Annotated in this window: 20 protein-coding genes; 6 read left to right on the plus strand and 14 right to left on the minus strand. The window is 56.1% G+C overall.

Going from position 1 to position 19,212, the window contains the following annotated elements; genetic code table 11:
• Nucleotides 1-10: 10 nt before the first annotated feature.
• The 7 genes from folP to FEE96_RS18000 form a co-directional block, all read right to left on the minus strand.
• Nucleotides 11-1,006, minus strand: a complete 996-nt coding sequence (folP, locus tag FEE96_RS17970) for a dihydropteroate synthase (RefSeq protein ID WP_138164509.1) — start codon at nucleotides 1,004-1,006, stop codon at nucleotides 11-13.
• On the minus strand, nucleotides 1,003-1,923 hold the full coding sequence (locus tag FEE96_RS17975; protein ID WP_138164510.1) for a dihydroneopterin aldolase: 921 nt from the start codon (nucleotides 1,921-1,923) through the stop codon (nucleotides 1,003-1,005). Before FEE96_RS17975 ends, folP begins: the two co-directional genes overlap by 4 nt.
• A 117-nt stretch (nucleotides 1,924-2,040) precedes the next feature.
• Complete coding sequence (locus FEE96_RS17980; protein WP_138164511.1) at nucleotides 2,041-2,682, minus strand: cell wall hydrolase; 642 nt, start codon at nucleotides 2,680-2,682, stop codon at nucleotides 2,041-2,043.
• Nucleotides 2,683-2,857: 175 nt separating this feature from the next.
• Nucleotides 2,858-5,428, minus strand: a complete 2,571-nt coding sequence (locus FEE96_RS17985; RefSeq protein ID WP_138164512.1) for a putative PEP-binding protein — start codon at nucleotides 5,426-5,428, stop codon at nucleotides 2,858-2,860.
• A gap of 164 nt (nucleotides 5,429-5,592) precedes the next feature.
• The gene (gene glyS, locus FEE96_RS17990; RefSeq protein ID WP_138164513.1) at nucleotides 5,593-7,692 is read right to left on the minus strand and encodes a glycine--tRNA ligase subunit beta; all 2,100 of its coding nucleotides are present in this window, start codon (nucleotides 7,690-7,692) and stop codon (nucleotides 5,593-5,595) included.
• Between the two features lie 10 nt (nucleotides 7,693-7,702).
• Nucleotides 7,703-8,914 carry a sodium/glutamate symporter gene (gltS, locus tag FEE96_RS17995; RefSeq protein WP_138164514.1) on the minus strand — a complete coding sequence of 404 codons (1,212 nt, stop codon included), beginning with the start codon at nucleotides 8,912-8,914 and terminating at the stop codon, nucleotides 7,703-7,705.
• A gap of 30 nt (nucleotides 8,915-8,944) precedes the next feature.
• A complete protein-coding gene (locus tag FEE96_RS18000; RefSeq protein ID WP_138164515.1) occupies nucleotides 8,945-9,472 on the minus strand; it encodes a DUF6446 family protein in 528 nt (175 codons plus the stop codon).
• A 98-nt stretch (nucleotides 9,473-9,570) separates the two neighbouring features.
• Here FEE96_RS18000 and FEE96_RS18005 point away from each other — a divergent pair, with 98 nt between their 5' ends.
• Entirely contained in the window at nucleotides 9,571-10,203 is a 633-nt protein-coding gene (locus tag FEE96_RS18005; protein ID WP_138164516.1) for a MarC family protein, read from the plus strand.
• A gap of 53 nt (nucleotides 10,204-10,256) precedes the next feature.
• Here FEE96_RS18005 and FEE96_RS18010 read toward each other — a convergent pair whose 3' ends face one another.
• Nucleotides 10,257-11,186, minus strand: a complete 930-nt coding sequence (locus FEE96_RS18010) for a glycine--tRNA ligase subunit alpha (protein WP_138164517.1) — start codon at nucleotides 11,184-11,186, stop codon at nucleotides 10,257-10,259.
• Between the two features lie 244 nt (nucleotides 11,187-11,430).
• On the opposite strand from FEE96_RS18010, the gene FEE96_RS18015 reads away from it, so the two are divergent.
• Both FEE96_RS18015 and FEE96_RS18020 read left to right on the plus strand, forming a co-directional pair.
• Nucleotides 11,431-13,206, plus strand: a complete 1,776-nt coding sequence (locus FEE96_RS18015) for a trypsin-like peptidase domain-containing protein (protein WP_138164518.1) — start codon at nucleotides 11,431-11,433, stop codon at nucleotides 13,204-13,206.
• A 118-nt stretch (nucleotides 13,207-13,324) separates the two neighbouring features.
• The gene (locus FEE96_RS18020) at nucleotides 13,325-13,705 is read left to right on the plus strand and encodes a hypothetical protein (RefSeq protein ID WP_138164519.1); all 381 of its coding nucleotides are present in this window, start codon (nucleotides 13,325-13,327) and stop codon (nucleotides 13,703-13,705) included.
• Between the two features lie 58 nt (nucleotides 13,706-13,763).
• Here FEE96_RS18020 and FEE96_RS18025 read toward each other — a convergent pair whose 3' ends face one another.
• From FEE96_RS18025 to FEE96_RS18045, 5 genes are all read right to left on the minus strand, one after another.
• Entirely contained in the window at nucleotides 13,764-14,405 is a 642-nt protein-coding gene (locus FEE96_RS18025; RefSeq protein ID WP_138164520.1) for an SDR family oxidoreductase, read from the minus strand.
• Nucleotides 14,406-14,434: 29 nt separating this feature from the next.
• Nucleotides 14,435-14,971, minus strand: a complete 537-nt coding sequence (locus FEE96_RS18030) for a DUF1178 family protein (protein WP_138164521.1) — start codon at nucleotides 14,969-14,971, stop codon at nucleotides 14,435-14,437.
• Nucleotides 14,972-15,021: 50 nt separating this feature from the next.
• On the minus strand, nucleotides 15,022-15,504 hold the full coding sequence (locus FEE96_RS18035) for an NUDIX hydrolase (RefSeq protein WP_138164522.1): 483 nt from the start codon (nucleotides 15,502-15,504) through the stop codon (nucleotides 15,022-15,024).
• A gap of 126 nt (nucleotides 15,505-15,630) precedes the next feature.
• On the minus strand, nucleotides 15,631-16,407 hold the full coding sequence (locus FEE96_RS18040) for an EcsC family protein (RefSeq protein ID WP_245227135.1): 777 nt from the start codon (nucleotides 16,405-16,407) through the stop codon (nucleotides 15,631-15,633).
• A gap of 46 nt (nucleotides 16,408-16,453) precedes the next feature.
• On the minus strand, nucleotides 16,454-16,942 hold the full coding sequence (locus tag FEE96_RS18045) for a GNAT family N-acetyltransferase (protein WP_138164523.1): 489 nt from the start codon (nucleotides 16,940-16,942) through the stop codon (nucleotides 16,454-16,456).
• Between the two features lie 78 nt (nucleotides 16,943-17,020).
• Between FEE96_RS18045 and FEE96_RS18050 the strand changes: the two genes are divergently transcribed.
• The gene (locus tag FEE96_RS18050) at nucleotides 17,021-17,629 is read left to right on the plus strand and encodes a flavin reductase family protein (protein ID WP_138164524.1); all 609 of its coding nucleotides are present in this window, start codon (nucleotides 17,021-17,023) and stop codon (nucleotides 17,627-17,629) included.
• Nucleotides 17,630-17,638: 9 nt separating this feature from the next.
• Here the strand turns inward: FEE96_RS18050 and FEE96_RS18055 are convergent, their stop codons facing one another.
• Entirely contained in the window at nucleotides 17,639-18,031 is a 393-nt protein-coding gene (locus tag FEE96_RS18055) for a hypothetical protein (RefSeq protein WP_138164525.1), read from the minus strand.
• A 213-nt stretch (nucleotides 18,032-18,244) separates the two neighbouring features.
• On the opposite strand from FEE96_RS18055, the gene FEE96_RS18060 reads away from it, so the two are divergent.
• Nucleotides 18,245-18,556: a hypothetical protein gene (locus tag FEE96_RS18060; protein ID WP_138164526.1), complete on the plus strand. Its 312-nt coding sequence runs from the start codon at nucleotides 18,245-18,247 to the stop codon at nucleotides 18,554-18,556.
• 74 nt (nucleotides 18,557-18,630) lie between these two features.
• Entirely contained in the window at nucleotides 18,631-19,119 is a 489-nt protein-coding gene (locus FEE96_RS18065) for a hypothetical protein (protein WP_138164527.1), read from the plus strand.
• The last annotated feature ends 93 nt before the right edge of the window (nucleotides 19,120-19,212 follow it).

Genomic DNA, 19,212 nt, shown 5'->3' on the forward strand with positions numbered 1-19,212 from the left:
TTTTCAGGTCTTAACGAACAGCTTGCCAAAGGCGAATGGCCTGCGCTGTTGCGGCGACATCATGCACCCGTAGGAATTGCACGCCTTGGGCCAGTGCTGCAAGCCCCACTGCAATTGACCCCGGCGCCCGCGCGGTCGCCTGCGGTTCTTTGCCGATTGTACCGATAAATCCCTTACGCGACACACCCAACAGAATGGGGCAACCCAGCCCATGAAACAAAGCAATGCCCTGCAGCAAAGCCAGATTATGCTCAAGTGTTTTGCCAAACCCGATACCCGGATCAATAACAATCTGATCACGCAAGACGCCAATGGCTTCCAACCGCTCTACCTGGGCAGCCAAAAAATCATAAACGTCGAGCAGAACATTTTCATAACTGGGGTCCTGCTGCATCGTCGCCGGATCACCCTGCGCATGCATCACACAGACGGGCACCCCTGCTGCAGCCGCGAGCGGTCCTAACTCCGGATCAAATGTGAACCCAGAGACGTCATTCACAAGACTAGCGCCTGCCTCCAACGTTGCAGCTGCAACGCCAGACTTTCGCGTATCGATCGAGATTGGTACGTCGCTGACCTCACGCAGAGCTCGGATCACGGGTGCGGTACGAGTGATCTCTTCACTGTCGGGAACAAGAACTGCCCCAGGACGTGTAGATTCACCGCCAATATCTATTAGGTCAGCACCTTGCTCAACCATTTGCAGCGCGGCCCGAACAGCTACATTTGGATCATCATGATCACCACCATCAGAGAAACTGTCGGGCGTCACGTTGAGAATTCCCACAACTTGTGGCTGGCTCAGGTCCAGACCAGCAAAGGTAGGGCGATGGCCAGACAGGCGGCGCAGCACAACGTCAGGCACCAATCCAGCTGGAATGATATGAGATGGCGTGTCGCGGGTAAGTACTTCAGCATGACTGAACCACAGTGTTCCCCCAGCCAGCTCAACCGCGCCTTCTGGACGGGCCTCGCCATGTTGAACAAGGGGACGGTAATAGGTCATAGCTCGACCTGTGTCTCAGCAATCGCGCGCACTGGTACGCCCGAGGTTCCGGGCAATTCTGCACCAATCACCATCATTTCTCCGGCCTCTAGCAGGGTGGCGAACCACGCCGCGAGCTCTACTGGCTCAGAGGGCGGCACTGACGGGCCATCCACCGCATCAAGAACAATTTTGGACGGTGCCCAGACACTGATCTGGCCATTCTTCATTGCCCAGTCCAGCTCGGTACGGGTCGCCACAACGACACAGCGGTCATCGCGCGCGGCCAATCGCCAGGCATTTTGTTCTATGGCCAACAAATCAATCCGCCGTTCCGTCATCCCGTGCCCGGTGCGTGGCACCGCGAGTTCATGCGCACCAACACAAAGGATCAGTGGTCGCTCGCGCGATTGCATCTGGTCGATCCAACCACGCAGATTGCCGCTATCCACCGCAGCATTCCCTAGGTACATCAACCTCGGGTGTGGGCGCTCTTCAACTTCGGTGCTGTGCAGCAGTTGATGCCGTGCGCGGACAATCTCAACGCCCAACGCACCCGAGCCGCGATCCAGCTTCTCAATCCGAACAAAAACCCGCACGGCTTGAGGTTCCAGCAAAATGCGGTCGGCGATCCGTTCAGCCAGTGTTTCCAGAAGGTTCAACCGTTCTTCTGACAGTTCGTGAGCGATAGCCTCGGTTACTTTGTCGTAGGATAGAATACGATCAACGTCATCATCGACGTCATCCGGCAAAGGTTCAACTTCGACCACGACATTAAAGCTGATACGCTGCGTATTCCCGCGCTCCGCTTGAAAGGCACCAATTTCGACTTCAACGATGTGATCGCGCAGGGAAATTCGGTCTAACACCTGATCAATTGCCGTTGCAGCAGCCCTCTCGGACGGATGTGCAAAAGCAAGGGGGATTTCTGAATTCATAGAGTCGCGCCTTTGGCTGGCAGTGGTAGAGCTAGGTCTCACAGTCTAGAACATACGCCCACTGATAACAGCCCGACATACGCCACACCAGTGTCCAAAAACGGCGATGGAAAAAGGTTAGTCGCTAGACGCGGTACGATAACGCTCATCACGATAGAACAGATGCACCCCAATTTGCGCCGTATTCGTAAACGTACGGCTCCAACGTGGCCGAACTGCTGTGGTGTGATAATAGGTGGCGCCTTCTGTCAGCTCTTGCGAGGTTCCGTCCAATACGGCTCTGGCAACCTTGGCAACCCGTTCGTAGGATTGGCGCTCTCCAATCGCCTCTGAGCGACCGTCGCATGTGTAGCTGAATTGGCACTGATGACGTCGGCCAGTTCCTTGCTTGATAACACCGCAAACACTATTGGGAAACTGCGCACTCGCGACCCTGTTCATGACCACTTCGGCAACCGCAAATTGCCCTTTTACGGTTTCTCCGCGTGCCTCAAAATACAGGGTTTGCGCAAGACACTCAAAATTGGCATCACCACTGGCTGCAGGCTGGGAATCCAGCCAAGCAGTTGTGTAGGTTATGGGTTCAACCTTGGCAGGCTTTCTGCCAAAAAATAGAAATCCACGCTGACGCCGTTTAGGCGCAGCAGTCGACCCCGACTGATCCCTCTGGAACAGGCGGGCAAACCCCGTTTCTGCGGGGGTAACGTTAGGCAATGCCAAAGAGGCCACTAGAAAAGCGGCAAAAGCAAAAGTTCTCATGTCAGATACCCCAGGTACCAAATGGTCGCGCCAACCAGCTAATTTCTGCGCGCCGATGGTCTACCCCAGAACGGGGCAAAGGTCCAGTTTTAGCAAATTTTGCAACTTTAATCTGAAGGTTAAGGGGCAGTTTATCACCAAAACCACCCTTTAACCTTTAACGCTACCGCTAAATCTAGGTGACTTCAGCAGCGGCTTGCCCAATGTGATGTGCAATCGCCAATTGAGCAGCAGCCAGCCGCGCAACGGGTACCCGAAACGGTGAACACGACACATAATCAAACCCTGCATCCCGGCAAAAGGCGATTGATTCGGGATTGCCACCGTGTTCCCCACAAATGGACAGGGTCACACCTGGGTTGGTCTTTCGGCCCCGTTGCACCCCAAGTTTCAACAATTCACCGACGCCTTCGATATCCAGCACATGAAAGGGATCCTCCGGAAACACCCCTTGGCGCACATAGTCGGACATGAACCGCCCCGCATCATCGCGTGAAAGACCATAGGTCATTTGAGTGAGATCATTGGTCCCAAAACTTAGAAATGCTGTGTGCGGCGCAATATCATCCGCGCGCAACGCGGCGCGCGGTGTCTCGACCATGACCCCCAGGCGATACTCAAATTCAATACCACGTTCGGATTTCACTGCTGCTGCTACCGCGTCAATGCGGGCCTTCACCAGCTCGACTTCTCGTTTTGCCGAAACCAGGGGGATCATGATTTCAGGCACCACTGGTGTCCCGTCCTCTGAAACATCCAATGCCGCTTCAAAAATGGCACGCGCCTGCATGTCATAGATTTCAGGCACCGTTACACCCAACCGAACACCACGGAGTCCCAACATCGGGTTATACTCGCCCATCTCCTCGACACGGCGGGTTACATCGCGAACAGGAATTCCCAGTGCCTCGGACAGCTCCCGCTGACCGACCTTGGTGGCAGGCAGGAACTCGTGCAGAGGCGGATCAAACAGGCGGATGCAAACCGGCATCCCTGCCATGATGCGGAACAGCTCGCAGAAATCGCCACGTTGCATCGGCAGCAGCCGCGCCAGCACCGCAGCACGTCCTGACGACGTTTCCGCAAAGATCATCTCACGCATTACGATGAGGCGACTGGGATCAAAAAACATATGTTCGGTGCGGCAAAGCCCAATACCCTGAGCATCAAAATTTCGCGCAACCTGCGCATCAGCCGGCGTATCCGCATTGGCGCGGATACCGATGTCACGCTCAGCATCAGCCCAGCCCATCAATGTCCGAAAGGCATCATCCAACGCCGCTTCCAGCATTGCGGGCTGCCCGGCCAGAACCTGCCCCGAGCTGCCGTCGATGGTGACAATCTCACCAGCTTTGAAGACACGGCCTTCTGCCGTAACCAGTTGTTTTTCCTTGCTCAGGAATTTCAACGTCGAGGCGCCGACGATGCACGGCAACCCTAAACCACGGCCAATCACAGCCGCATGGCTGGTCATACCGCCTTTTTCAGTCAGAACCGCAACTGCGGCATGCATGCCACGAATATCTTCGGGGGAGGTTTCGCGGCGCACCAAAATACAAGGCTCGCGCCGTGCCGCGCTGGCCTGTGCCTCTGCGGCTGTAAACACCAACCGTCCGGTCGCAGCACCAGGACTGGCAGCAATACCCGTGCCGATCACTTCCCGGTCCGCTTCTGGGTCAACTTGACGGTGCAGCAGCTCATTCAAGGCATGTGGATTGATCCGCATCACCGCTTCCTGCGGAGATATAATGTTGTCCTCGGCAAGCGCCACTGCAATGCGAACCGCAGCTCGTGCAGAGCGTGCCACCCGCACCCCATCCAAAATATGAACGCGGCCGTTCTCGATGACAAATTCAACCTGCATCGCTTCACGCAAACGCTGGCGCATCAGGGCGGCATGGGCCTTTAGCTCGGCAAAAGCCTCAGGTGCGACATCAGCCAGCGCTGTCCCACGCGGGTCCTGCTCCAGATACAAAGCCGCCGCTCCGGCTCCCAGTGCATCGCGCCCCTGCGACTGGCTTAGATACCGTCCGGTAATCTGCGGTTGCCCGGTTTGCGAGTTGATCAGTTGCAAAACACCAGAGCCACATTCGCCCTGCCCCAGCCCGGGTATCATTTCCTGTACCACCAGCCCAAGCCCGGCATCGACCGGTGCACCTTTGGCCTGGCGCAACAGACGTGCCGTAGTGCCATCCCAGGCCCGCGCCATTGATCTCAGCACAGCGGCCAGTTGCTCGCCACGATCCTGCGGGAACACCTCATCCGTTTCAGCTTCATAGGCCTGCAGAATACCACTCAAAGCTTCGGGGCCGTCGTCGCCTGTCTCATCAAAGACATCCGGGTCCAACCGCGCAACATGCACCGCATAAGACTGAACAAAGCGCAAATAGAGCGCTGCAGCCGCCGGAGCACCCAGGCTGTCGCACAGGTCAACATAACGGGCATCGTTCATGCCCACATTCAGCACCGCACCGGGGCCACCCCAATCGGGGTCTTCCGAAGATGGGCGCACACAGAGCAGCGCATCTTCTGGGAACTCCCCCAGAACAGCCGCCAAATCAGGCATCTGACCTTCGGCAATGGCCTGCACCGCATCAAATGATAGTGCAACCGTGCGCGGTACCGGCAAATCGAGCCGTACCAGCCGCTGCAGGCATTTTGCACGCCCGCCATGGCTTTGCGCTGCAATTGGAGCGTTTGGCGTGATCAGTGCGGCAAACGGGGTCTCTGATGGTTGTTTCTGCACTGCAGCACCTTTCCTTTGCCCTGCAGCATAAGGCCAAGCCGCTATGGCGCAAGCATCTTGTCGCTACCGACAAGAATCACCTTGCAATATTCAACAAAAAAGAGGCTTTCCAATAGGAAAGCCCCTGCCTTTGGCGGGAGTATTTTAGCAAAAGAAGCGGTTTGTCAGCCTTCCACTTTGGTAAGATCCGCAACTTGCCCACATATCTGGCGAATTTGATGCAGCAGGTTCAACCGGTTGCGGCGGACCACGTCATTGTCAGAATTCACCTGCACCGCTTCAAAGAACGCATCAATCGGCGCCCGCAGCGCTGCCATGCTGCCCATGGCAGCCGCGAAATCTTCGGCCTCGATGGCCGACGAGATCGCCCCCTCGGAGGCTGCAAGCGCCTCGAACAAAGCAATCTCTGAGGGTTCCTCGGCAAATTTCACATCACCGCCATAGGAATATTCCACCCCATCCTTGGCCTCGGCTTGGGTCAGGATATTGTTGGCGCGCTTATAGCCCTGCAACAGGTTGGTGCCGTCTTCGGATTTCATGAAGTCCTCAAGTGCGCGGGCGCGTTTGACCAGCAGGGTCAGATCGTCGTTGCCGTCCATAGCGATGCAGGCGTCGATGACATCGTGGCGAATGCCCTGCTCGCGCAGGAAGACCTTGAGGCGGTCATGGAAGAAGGAGAGTAAGTCTGTAATTTTGTCATCGAACCCCTTCATATGAAGTTGCGTTGCATACATGGTAAAGGGAACCGCAAAAATTCCAGCGCGCCCAGCCAAATTGGCCTGAACATCATTCTCCAAAACCAACCGAATAACCCCTAGCGCAGCGCGGCGCAGCGCAAATGGGTCCTTCGACCCGGTGGGTTTCTCATCAATCGCCCAGAACCCGGTCAAAGTGTCCAGCTTATCCGCCAGCGCCACCGCAACGGAAACGGCCTCACTCGGCACATCATCCGATGGGCCCAGCGGCGAGTAGTGGTTCTCGCAGGCATTGGCCACCTCTTGCGGCAGGCCTGCGGCCTCGGCGTAATACCGGCCCATCAATCCCTGCAGCTCGGGGAATTCATAGACCATTTCGGATGACAGATCGGCTTTGGCCACCTTGGCGGCCTGCTCGGTCAGATCGGCATCGGCACCTACAACGGGGGCAATTTCACGTGCCAGCACAGCGATACGGTTGATACGGTCCGCCTGCGTGCCCAGCTTGTTGTGGAAGGTGACGTTTGACAGCGCCTCTGTCCAGACCTCCATGCCTTCTTTGGCAGTGCGTAGGTCGTTCTCCCAGAAGAACTTGGCATCTGCCAGACGGGCGCTCAGCACCTTTTGGTTACCGGCCAGTATGGTTGCACCATTGTCGGCAGTGTCGCGGTTAGCGACGGTGACGAACTTTTCAATGCGATTTGTCTTGGGGTTGCGAACCGAGAAGAACTTCTGGTGCTCTTTCATCGAAGTTTGCAACACCTCAGGTGGCAGGCTCAGGAATTCGTCGTCGATGGATCCCAATAGCACAACTGGCCATTCGACCAGCCCGGCAACCTCACCCAGCAGGCCCTTGTCTTCGACCACTTCCAGCCCAGTGGCAAAGGCCTGATTGGTGGCGTCCTGCCAAATCGCATCAGCGCGCTCCGCCGGGTCCAACACCACATTGGCGCGTTTCAGCTTGGCAGAGTAGTCGTCAAAGCCACTCACTGTAATCTCATCCGGTGCCATGAAACGGTGTCCATGGGTGGTGTTACCCGACTTGATACCGTCGATGTCCAATGGGACGACTTCTGACCCGGCCTCGTCCGACAGCAGGCACAGAATCGAATGCAGCGGGCGCACCCACTTCAGGCTGCCCGATCCCCAACGCATGGATTTTGGCCACGGGAAGTTGCGGATTGTTGCTTCCAGAACTTCGGCGATGATGTCCGCCGCCGGGCGACCCGGCTTTTCGATCGAGGCAAAATAGACCGCGCCTTTTGGGGTATCGCGCTCTTCCAACTGATCCCGGGTCAGACCTGCACCGCGCAGGAAGCCTTCGATAGCTTTATCAGGTGCGCCGACCTTTGGGCCTTTGCGCTCTTCGTGCACGGTGGGCGACGCCGCCAACAAGCCGTCGATGACCAGCGTCAGGCGACGTGGTGTGGTCAGGGCATGGGCGCCAGCATAAGTCAGACCTGCTTCGACCAAGCCATCGGTCATCCGCTTTTTCAGATCCTCACCCGCGCGGCGCTGCATACGGGCGGGGATTTCTTCGGAAAACAGTTCAATCAGCAGGTCGGGCATCTGGGGGTCCTCAGAAATTCACTATCATCTGGATGACGATGGCGTTGGCGATGTCTACAAAGAAGGCGGATACAAGGGGCAGCACAACAAAGGCAATAGGCGATGGGCCATAGCGTTTGGTGACGGCGGTCATATTGGCGATGGCGGTGGGGGTCGCGCCCAGCGCAAACCCACCAAATCCAGCCGCCAGAACAGCACCGCGATAGCCACTGCCCAGCAGTGGAAACAGAACATAAAGAACAAAGGCGACGGCAAAGGCGGTTTGAGCAGTCATGATCACAGCGATGGCCAAGCCAAGTTCCGCAATGGTCCATAGTTGCAGCGCCATCAGCGACATAGCCAGAAAGGCCCCTAACGAGAACTCCGACACCAATGCCAAGGCAGGTGTGCGTGATACCGCGGGCGCATTGGGGCGCAACCAGGCGCGCAGATTGGCAATCAAGATGCCCGCGATCAGACAGGGGACAAACAGCGGCAGTTTCAGCCCGGCGGCCTCAATCAACTGTGACCCAATGTAGCCCAAAATGATGGCAAAGTTCAGAAACAACATCACCCGCATCAGGCTCAGGTGATCGATTTGCGCAGCGGGGGCAACGTCCGCATCCGGCAATCCAATGGTGGCCCCTTCGCCCGGGCGCGCAGGGGCCAGATTGTTGCGCGTGATCAAAATGCGCGCCACGGGGCCACCAACCAGCGCCGCCAAAACCAAGCCCAGCGTCGCAACCGCAACACCCAGTTCGGTTGCACCACTCAGACCCGTTGCCTCGGCAACATCGGGGGCCCAGGCAATCGCTGTGCCATGTCCGCCGATCAGTGAAGCTGAGCCAAACAACACCCCGGCCTGTGCCGGATACCCAAACAGCACGGCACCAGCGGCACCGATTATGTTTTGCGCGACAATAGTCATCAGGGTCAGCACCAGCAGGATCGCCAATGGCTTCCCCCCAGCAATCAGGTCACTGAGGCGCGCGTTGAGGCCAATCCCGGCGAAAAACAACACCAGAAAGAAATCGCGACTGGCCATTTCGAACTCAACAGCACGACCGGAAAACAGATAGACCGCCAACACCACCAGTGCTGCCAGCAAACCACCCGTCACCGGTTCAGGGATATTAAAACGGCGCAGCACCTCGACACGGGCATTCAACCGCGCGCCCATCAAAAACACCGCAAACCCAAGGGTCACGGTTATAAACTCCGGGATGACGATTGCCGCACTCATATCACTCTCCGTCGCACTAAAGGGTCAAGTTTACTGGTTTGCTCCTGGCAATTCAGGGCAGCTTTCGCCGACCACAGTACCGTCATAGGCTTTTTTGCCGCAATTGTTCAGCTCATGCCAGACATAGCCTTGGCCCTGATCCGTCACCGCTACAACCCGATCGACGCCGTACTCGATGTTTTTTACCGATAGAAATGCCGTGGCAGTGCCTGCTTCCAGTGCCGCACCAATCGCTTCGGCGTCGAAACACTCAAACCAACCTGGGGCGATGCGAGGCTGATAATGCTGTGATACAGTGTAAGTCTGGGCCAGCTCCTGACGGGAAAGCGGGCTGGAAAAACAGGCGCGATAGCGGATTGGCGAACTGCTGGCATCAATGGCCTGAAAATCGGCATAGTCAATTGCCACGCCCTTGTCGCCGTCCTGCGGCACCAACACCACGTCCTGGCCGGGCTTCAGCTCGACCTCTTCGTAATAGCCGTAAACCTGAAGATAATACATTCCAGCCCCCGCGCCCACTGCGCAAACGAGGATTAGCATGGCAAGAAACTTACCCATTTTGATCTTGGTCCTTTTGGCCGGTCCTGAGGCGCATCGCCCCTTTAGTTTCAAACGTCACTGGGGCAATGTCCTGCCATTGAATAGGGGAATTTCAAATGGACAGCAGTTTTGCCATCACTTTTTTCGGCGCCTTGTTTGCAATCATGAACCCGGTGACCAATTTGCCGATCTTTCTGAGCGTAACCGAACAAGCCCCTCTTGAGGTTCAGCGCAAGATTGCGGTGAAAATCGCGATATACAGCCTTATTCTTGGTGGCAGCTTTGCAGTGGTCGGAACCCAGGTTCTTAACTTGTTTGGCATCAGTGTTGATGACTTCCGCTTGGCAGGCGGACTTGTGTTGTTGTTGATCGCGCTCAACATGCTGAATGGCGAGCAAAGCAGTTCGCACCACGGCACCACGGGCGAGCAAAACGCGTTTCCCTCGGCAGAGAGTGTGGCGTTTTATCCGCTGACATTTCCGATCATTGTGGGACCCGGCACCATCACTACGCTGATCATATTCAGCCACAAGGCTCAGACCGCCACACAAATGATTGCCTTTGCTGGTGTCTTTGCCGGGCTGGTCGCCTTGCTGGGGCTGGTGTTTTACAACGCTCCAACCTTTGCCAAGCACCTGTCGGGCACCGCACGGGTGATCATGAGTCGCCTGATGGGGATGATTCTGGCCGCTATTGCGGTTGGCATGTTGACCGATGGGTTGAAGGCGCTGTTGCCAGGGCTGGCGTAACAGAAAACAGCGCCCTTTCCCGGGCAACGCACTGACAAGTACGGCAGGAGGCATCAGGCCGCCCAGCCGCCCGCCTCAGTCTGTACAAAGGCATCAGCACATTGCTTGGCCAGTGCCCGCACCCGCCCGATATAGGCCTGTCGTTCGGTCACAGAAATCACGCCGCGCGCATCCAGCAGGTTGAACAGATGGCTGGCCTTGATGCACTGATCATAAGCCGGGTGCGCCATGACGATGCGCTTACCAGTCTTGGGATCTTCAGCGGGTTGCGACAGAATCGCGGCGCATTCCACTTCGGCTTCTTCGAACTGTCGCAGCAACACTTCCGTATTGGCGGTGTCAAAGTTCCAGCGGGCATATTCTTCTTCGGTTTGTTTGAAGATATCGCCGTAGGTCATCGGAATTGGCGCGTCCGGGTCGTTGAATGGCATATCCATCACGTGGTCGACGCCCAGAATATACATCGCCAACCGCTCCAGACCATAGGTCAACTCGCCCGAAACCGGGGCACAGTCGTAGCCACCAACCTGCTGGAAATAGGTGAACTGGCTGACTTCCATCCCGTCACACCAGACTTCCCAACCTAGCCCCCAGGCACCCAGTGTCGGGCTTTCCCAGTCATCTTCGACAAACCGGATATCATGCAGCTCCATGTCCACACCAATTGCAGCAAGCGAGCCAAGATACAGTTCTTGCAGGTTGGGCGGGCTGGGTTTGATCAACACCTGATACTGATAATAGTGCTGCAACCGGTTGGGGTTCTCACCATAGCGACCATCTGTCGGGCGGCGCGAAGGCTGAACATAGGCCGCTGCCCAGGGGTTCGATCCCAGTGAACGCAGCGTGGTTGCCGGGTGAAACGTCCCAGCGCCAACTTCCATGTCATAGGGTTGCAGCATCGCGCAGCCCTTGCTGGCCCAGTAGCTCTGGAGCCGCAGGATGATCTCTTGGAACGAGCGCGGGGCGCCATTGGTCTGGGTCATGTCTTTTTCCCTGTTGGGGCTGCAAATGCGGGTCTTTCCTATGCAAGCCCCCGGTCAGGGTCAACGACCCATATGATCTCAAGCCGGGTTGGGGCACAAAAACGCCAGAATGGAGGGGAATTGGACAAAACAACCCATATTGCAACGTCAAGGTACGAATTCCCCCCCTCAATAGGCATTCCCTTTGAGGCGCTAAAATGCTTAATTGCCAAAAATTTGACTCCTCAGGGATAAAGGATCTGCAATGAAGACTTTCTTTGCTTCGATGGCGCTGACGCTGATGGCATTGGCCGCAACTTTGCCGAAAGCGGCAACAGCACAGCAGGTCTCCCCAGACTCGGTCTGGATCCAGATTGCAGCACATGCTTCGCTGACCGAAGCCCAGGGACGTGCTTCAAGTCTGGCAGCACAATTGCCGGATGTCAGTGGCTATGCCCTGGGTGGCGGTTGGTATGGCGTAGTACTGGGACCTTACAGCCGCGCCGATGCAGAACGCGCGCTGCAGGTTTATCGCCGCGAGGGAAACATCCCGCGTGACAGCTTCATTGCCTTTGGCCGCAACCTTGGCCAACAATTCTGGCCACAAGGGGCGACTTCAGCCAACGTTGGCGGAACAACACTGCCTGCAACAATTACCACTGAAACCGCACAGGTAGACACATCAACAGCCCAGCCCGTACCAACACCACAGGTTCCTGACGAAACAGCCGCACAGGCACGACGCAGCGAACGCGCCTTGACAGCGGACGAACGCAAAGCGCTTCAGATTGCTCTCAAAGCCGCCGGGTTTTACAACTCCGCTATCGATGGCTCATTTGGTCGAGGCACCCGTGCATCCATGAACGACTGGCAGGCAGCCAATGGCTATGAGCTGACAGGCATTCTGACTACGCGTCAGCGCCAGGCTCTGCTCGATGAATATAACGCACCGCTGATTTCGGTTGGAATGGCTGAAATGACCAACGCAAGCGCCGGTATTTCTATGCAGATCCCAGCACGCGAAGTGGGCTTTTCCCGTTACGAGCCGCCGTTTGCCCATTTTGATGCCAAGGGCGACGTTGGCGCACGCGTCCTGCTGATCTCGCAACCTGGCGACCAACGCACTCTGTTTGGTCTTTATGACATTCTGCAAACGCTTGAGATCGTGCCACTGGTTGGCCCGCGTGAACGCGGCAATGACAGCTTCACCATCGAAGGTCGCGGCAATGGCATCGTTTCGTTCACTCAGGCCAGCCTGAAGAATGGTGAGATCAAAGGCTTCACTCTGATCTGGCCTGCAGGAGATGAAAACCGCCGGTCCCGCGTGCTCACTGAAATGCAATCCAGCTTTGCCCGCCTTGAAGGGGTTCTCGATCCTGCCGCCGGTGGCGATGCTCAGCAGAGCATCGATCTTTTGGCTGGCCTGCAGATCCGCCAACCCCGCATTTCTCGTTCAGGGTTCTACGTCGACGCTCAAGGCACAGTGTTGACCACTTCGGATGTGGTGGCCAATTGCACGCGCCTGACCCTTGACCACGACTACCCTGCTGAGCTGCAGCACAATGATGCCGCCAATGGTCTGGCTGTGTTGCGTCCAACTACACCACTGGCACCGATGGCTTTGGCTGAGTTCAGCGCCTCCACACCACGCCTGCAATCCGAAGTAGCTGTCTCTGGGTTCTCCTATGAGGGCCTACTTGGCGCTCCCAGCCTGACTTGGGGAACGCTTGCAGACATCAAAAGCCTGGACGGGAATTCTGGCGTCGCGCGTTTGGAACTGCCAGCACAGCCCGGCGATGTCGGGGGACCTGTCCTAGATGGGACTGGCGCGGTTCTGGGCATGTTGTTACCGCAAAAAATTGGCGCACAGCAATTGCCACAAGGTGTTAGCTTTGCCGCAAATGCCGAGGCCATCCGTCTGACGTTGAGCGAAGCGGGCGTAACCGCCAGCGATCGCAGCGCAGATGCCACCACGCTGTCAAATGCCGCAATGAACCGCAGGGTCAACGGCATGACGGTACTGGTCAGCTGCTGGAACTGAGCGCCGAGAACATTAAAACACTTGAACCACCGGTGTCAGCGCACCGGTGGTTTTTCACTTTCAACGCCCTTATTGCCTGATGCTTTGAATGGCACCACCAACACCTTGAGGCTAGGACATGATCTTCAATTGGTTTCGCCGCCTCACTGCAACGTCAAAACCTACAACTAGGTTGGAGGAAAACAGGGTTGTTCTGAATGCCATCCAAGAGAAAACCGGTACAATTCACGGCCCCAAAGAAATCGAATTTTTCTGCCGATTACTATCGCGAGAAACAGCGCTACATGTGCGAAAAATTCTCTTCGAAGTTTTGCCCCCGAACCAAGGAAAACACGTTTTTGTTCAATCTGCAGGTGGGGCCACAGATATTTGCGTGACACTTCTATTGCCTGTTTGCGCAGAACAAATCACCGTCTTTGAGGCACTAATTGACGAGACCTGTCGCGAGTTCGGCGGAGAGAACGTTTCTTGGGGGGTTGTAGGCAATCAACTTCATTAATAATGGCATTGGACAATCTCTAAAAACGTAGTGTGTGTGCTTGCACGCACCATTCCCGTCAAAACGCGTGCACACGTCCATCCCAGGTGTGAAAACAACCCGTGGTCGCGACATTCAAAACGTCGAACTCATTCAACAGCCCTTCGGCCGAATCCTGCACTGAGATATCCCCCTGATCACCGCCCATATCCGTGCGCACCCAACCCGGATGGTAAATCCCTACGGCGATGCCTTCAGGCTTTAAGTCCGTCGCCAGATTGCGCCCGATGTTCAGCGCTGCGGCTTTTGACGCGCGATAGGCATAGCTGCCCCCCGGCGCCAGCGCATGGCTGGCCATCTGTGACGAGATGATTGCAATTTTAGGCTCAGTTGCAAGCCGCAGGTTGGGCAGCAGGGCCTGCACTGTCAAAAAGACACCGGTAACATTGGTGGCCAGCGATGTGGCCCAGACTTCTGCGGTGTACTCTTCCACCGCCATGCCCTTATCGAGATAAACCCCAGCATTGCAGACCAACAAATCCACCGGTTTATCTTTCATCTGTGCAGCAAGTCGCGCCTGTTGACCCGGATCAGAAACGTTCAGCCGAGTGTCGGTGGAGTGATCCCGCGCTGTGCCAGTGACCTCATGCCCGGCAGCCCGAAGCCGTGCTACCATTTCGCGGCCAATGCCGCGGCTGGACCCTGTCACTACAACATGCATTTGCCATCTACTCCTAAATATTCTGGTCGTCAGTTTGTTTTGCGGTTGGGCATGAACGGCAGCGGCACAACGGGTATGCCCTCTTCGATCAAGGCCTTTGCCTCATCCAGTTTGGCCTCACCGTGAATTGCTCTCCCGGGGGCGTCACCCTCGTGCATCGCCCGCGCTTGCGACACAAAATCCTTACCCACATAGTCCGAATTATCTTCAACTTTACGCCGCAGGTCTGCCATGGCCTGCTCCTGCGCATTGGCTGGAGTGCTGAGAGCCCCTGCCCCTGGCTCTTGTGGTGGAGCCGCTTGCGATGATGGCGCTGCTTCTGCAGCCTGCGCCATGTCAGCACTGGCTGCCTTTTCCAATGCCGGAACTTCAGGTTCGCCACGTCCAGACACAGCTTTTCGTCCGGGCCGGACCCGAGGCGTCATGATCGCCTTTTCAACCGATCCATGTCCACAAACGGCACAAGACACCATCCCCGCCCCCGCCAGCTTGTCAAAAGCTGAGGCGGACTGAAACCAACTGTCGAAGGTATGGCCGTCGGCACATTTCAGGGCGTATTGTATCATGAATTATTCTCACGTTGCGCAGCCTGATTAAAGCTCAGACTTAGGCAAGATCAAGGGCAATGCGTCGATCCGCGCAAGACATCAGGATGAAACCCCGACAAAATACGCGCCAGCTCCGGTTCCTGCACCTTTCCGGCGGCGCGAACGGGTGAAAACCACTTCCGTACTCTCTGGCCCTGTTCTGGGAATTCTACGGCCAATTCGGTGACTTTCATCGGATAGACCGCAACCATGATGGGTTGCGATACACGGCGGCTGCGCCATTTCTGATAGGAATACAGCCCTAGGCATTCATTTGCTGCAGTGCCACGCACACCGGCTTCCTCCCAGGCTTCCTGCGCCGCTGATCCGGCAGGCGTACAGCCATTGATAGGCCACCCTTTTGGAAGAACCCAGCGCCCAGTGCCGCGCGAGGTCACCAACAGGATTTTTGGATTCCCCTTTTTGCTGATCCGGTAGCACAGGGCGGCAAACTGACTGAGCACCGCACCTTCATTTGGCAACTTGGCGGCAATCGGCATTTGAGTGATCATTGGCTCAATCCTCAGAATTCCCAACAGGCTACACCGACACGACAGCCAACTCACGTAAATTATTTATGACAATCAGCGCAGTAACAAACCAACACAGGATAGCTTCATCCGCCAAAGGTAACGGCTTCACCCCTTGGAGACTGCAGGCTGCAATCGCAGCTGTAGCTGATGAACCATATCCTCATGGGGAACATCCGCATCAATCGCCAGACGACGCAGCCCAAAATGCACCTGAGCCATCTGCTGGTAATATCCGGAAAACACATAGTTGGTGGTCGCCCCAGCAACCGCCCCTAAAACAGGAACAGCCTGTGCTGCCAGCTTTTGCCCCATGACCACACCCAGCTTGGGTGCAACCTGAGCAATCAGTTTTTGCAGCGCTCCGCCTGACAGACTTAGGCGCAGCGAGAGAAACCCCAGATCTGCCCCATCATCATGGGCCAATGGGCCTGCTGCGGCAAACACCCGAATACAGTCGAAAGTGACACTTTCGGCCTCGGGATCAAACCCATGTTCGGCGGCGACACCTTGAATAGTGCGCAACAGGAACGCCGTCGTGGCGGGAAGTTCGACCAGCGCCCCCGGTAATCCACCAACACCTCCGGCTGCGCCCATGGCTGCGCTCATCATCCGGTTGGCCTTTGGGCTTTGATCCGGCACGGCACGGCGCGAGCGGGTGGCCGCGCCCATAGCCAGTCGCAAGGCCTGTTCAGTTGCACTTCCAAGACCTGAGCGAACAGAGTCGGGCAATCGGTCCAGCAGGTTTTCTGCCTTACCACCAACCATGTTCAACAATTGCAGCCCAGTTCCAGCCGCATTGCGGTACCGCTCGGCTAAGGCATCCAGCTCAGCTTCGGTCTGCTGTGGGCTCAATCTCTGCACCGGGGATAAAATCTCTGTCAAAACCGCCTCCTCTATCCCATAGACATTGGTCAGCGTGTTCCGGTTTTCAACCCTTCCAGCGGCTCACCTCACCCTGAACCCCATCCCAGGCACCGTCCTGTAGCGCAAAGCCCAGCACCCGGTCCGGGTTGGTGGGGGGGGGCATTTCTACCCCGCTCAGGCGTTCAAAACCAAATCGCCGGTAATAAGGCGCATCGCCTACAAGCAGCACGCGTGCCCAGCCGCTGCTCTCTGCTTTAGCCAGAGAATCGCGGATCAACGAGCCGCCCAGCCCCTCGCCCTGATGGGTCGGGTGAACGGCAACAGGGCCCAGCAACAGGGTATCCGCAGATCCGATGTGCACCGGCCAAAATCGAATTGCACCCGCCAGAATGCCCAGTTCATCACGTGCAACCTGACTTAACCCCAGCACCGGGGGAATATCATCGCGCAACCGGTAAGACGACAGCGCCTCACGTCCGGGCGCAAAGCACAGGTCATACAGCGCCTCGACCTCCCAACGGTCCTGCGGCTGTTCCGCTATCAGCTCGATCACGGCGCATGGCCTCCCAAACTCAGACTGGCAATCGCCCTAGCACGGGTCTAAGCCTTGGGCAAACATTTGGAGACACGCATGTTCTATCGCCCCGAGGATGGCCACGGCCTGCCACACAACCCATTCAACGCCATCGTCACCCCACGCCCCATTGGCTGGATCTCTACCCGGTCGGCCGAGGGCGTGAATAACCTCGCCCCCTATTCCTTTTTCAACGCGGTCGCCTATGAACCGCCACAGGTGATGTTTGCCTCAACCGGGTCCAAGCCGGACCAGAATGGAACCAAGGACAGTGTGGCCAATATCATCGAGACCGGCGTGTTCTGCGTGAATATCGTGGAATATGCGATGCGCGATGCGATGAACGCCTCCTCGGCCGCCCTGCCCCGGGAAGCGGATGAATTCACCCATGCAGATTTGGCAATGCAAGACTGCAACACCATTCCCTGCGCCCGCGTCGCCGCTGCCCCGGCCGCGCTGGAATGCAAACTGACCAACGTTGTCACCCTGCCCGGCGAAGCCAACCGCGTTGTCTTTGGCGAGGTCCTCGGCATTCATATGCGCGATGACTGCCTGGTGGACGGCACCTTTGACGTCACCCGTTTTGTTCCATTGGCGCGTATGGGCTACCGTGACTACTCAGCCGTCCGCGAGGTGTTCAGCCTGACCCGCCCCGATGACACCTAAGGGTGAAACCTATTCCCCACGGATCACGATATTCGGCTCGTCCAGGCAGAACCCCAGAACAACTGTCAGCGATGTGGGAAATGCCGGGCCGTCAAACACAACCTGAGCCCGCCCCCACTGGCTGCTTGCGGGTGTGTTGCCGTGTGACATGAACGCGGTGCACGCGCCCGCGCCTTGACCGATCCAATATGCATCGTGGCTGCTGCGATTAGAGTAGTTCCCTGCCAGGCCCGGAATGATCAGTTTGGCAGGGTAGGCATCCACATTGGTAAAGGAAAAAATGGCTGCACCGCCCTCCTCTGCCTCATAGACGATTTGCCCCATGTCACTGTCCCAGACTTCATCAGCCAACACCGGCGCAGACAAAAGGGCGAAGATAGCGGCGAAACGTAATGCATTCATGGGAAACTCCTGATCAGACCAATGCGGAAAGGGTGTCACAATTTTGGCATTGAGGATAGTTGCCAAATTGGATTGGTCCGGCGGCAAATCAACGACGGAAACTGAAAATACAGCTTTGGGAACAAAACTGCCATAGAAGAGTTTGATCAGTTTCTTCGAACTGCCGTGTGGAAGTGTATCATAACTAGACCCAGTTTGAAGGATCATGGGCCAATGAAGGCAAGATTTGAAATTTCGAGAACGGTCAAGCCAATCGGCTCAGAAGAACTCAAATTTTTACCTACTGGGAGCCTCCTAACGCGGCTTAACCAATTGAGAAGTTTGCAGGAAAGTTTTGAAGTAAGTGACTGGTTGCCTGATGAACGTGATGCAGTGGAAGCAACCGGCTTAATCGCATTCAAGAATTCAGAACAATGGAAAATTGCATTTTCTGACGTGAAGCGAGTGCTTTCCGAAAGAGAACACATACCCAGAGGCAGTAAAGATAAACGAAGAAAGGCTGCACACCAAAAGAAAAATGGATAGACTAGCTAGGCTCTAACCGGGCGTTGCTCGGTCGCGGCAGTTGAGTAAGATGCGTCCACTAAAGGAGTGTACCAATGCACCGCATATGGGTAGCAGCACTTATCACAATAAGCTCTATGGTGAGTTCGGTCGTGGCCAGCTCCAATCAGCCCCCACTCCGGTACGGTTACTGGAACGTACCTACCGAATTGATAGATCACCTTCAGGCAACGGTAAGCCACGAACGGTTGGATCATGAATGTAAAGCAGAGAAATTCTCTGAACTCGACACCTTTATTTCATTTGTACCACACTGGGAAATCGCATCCGAGGTCCCTTTTTTACCGGAGATAGGTCTCGATCCAAAGGAGTTTTCTGAAGCCGAGGATAATGAACTCGTTCTAGTTCAGAGTGTTATATTCGATGAGAATGAAAGTTATACTTTCTTTGTATTTGTAAATTGGGAACTGTTCGGAGAGCGAAGCGACAGATGCCGTAAGACGCTTTTTATTGAACTTATTGAGAAACAAGATTGGGATGCTAACATAGCTGCGCCGCTCAAGTCCGTGAATTGTGCCGACTGATGACATTTAATCCATACCGGGTAACAACTTGATCGGCCTTGATCCAAGAGTGAAAGTCCAAACAATGGAGGGCATGATGGACCAGCACCTGTA

The organism is Parasedimentitalea maritima (genome assembly GCF_005771405.1).
Classification (GTDB): domain Bacteria; phylum Pseudomonadota; class Alphaproteobacteria; order Rhodobacterales; family Rhodobacteraceae; genus Parasedimentitalea; species Parasedimentitalea maritima.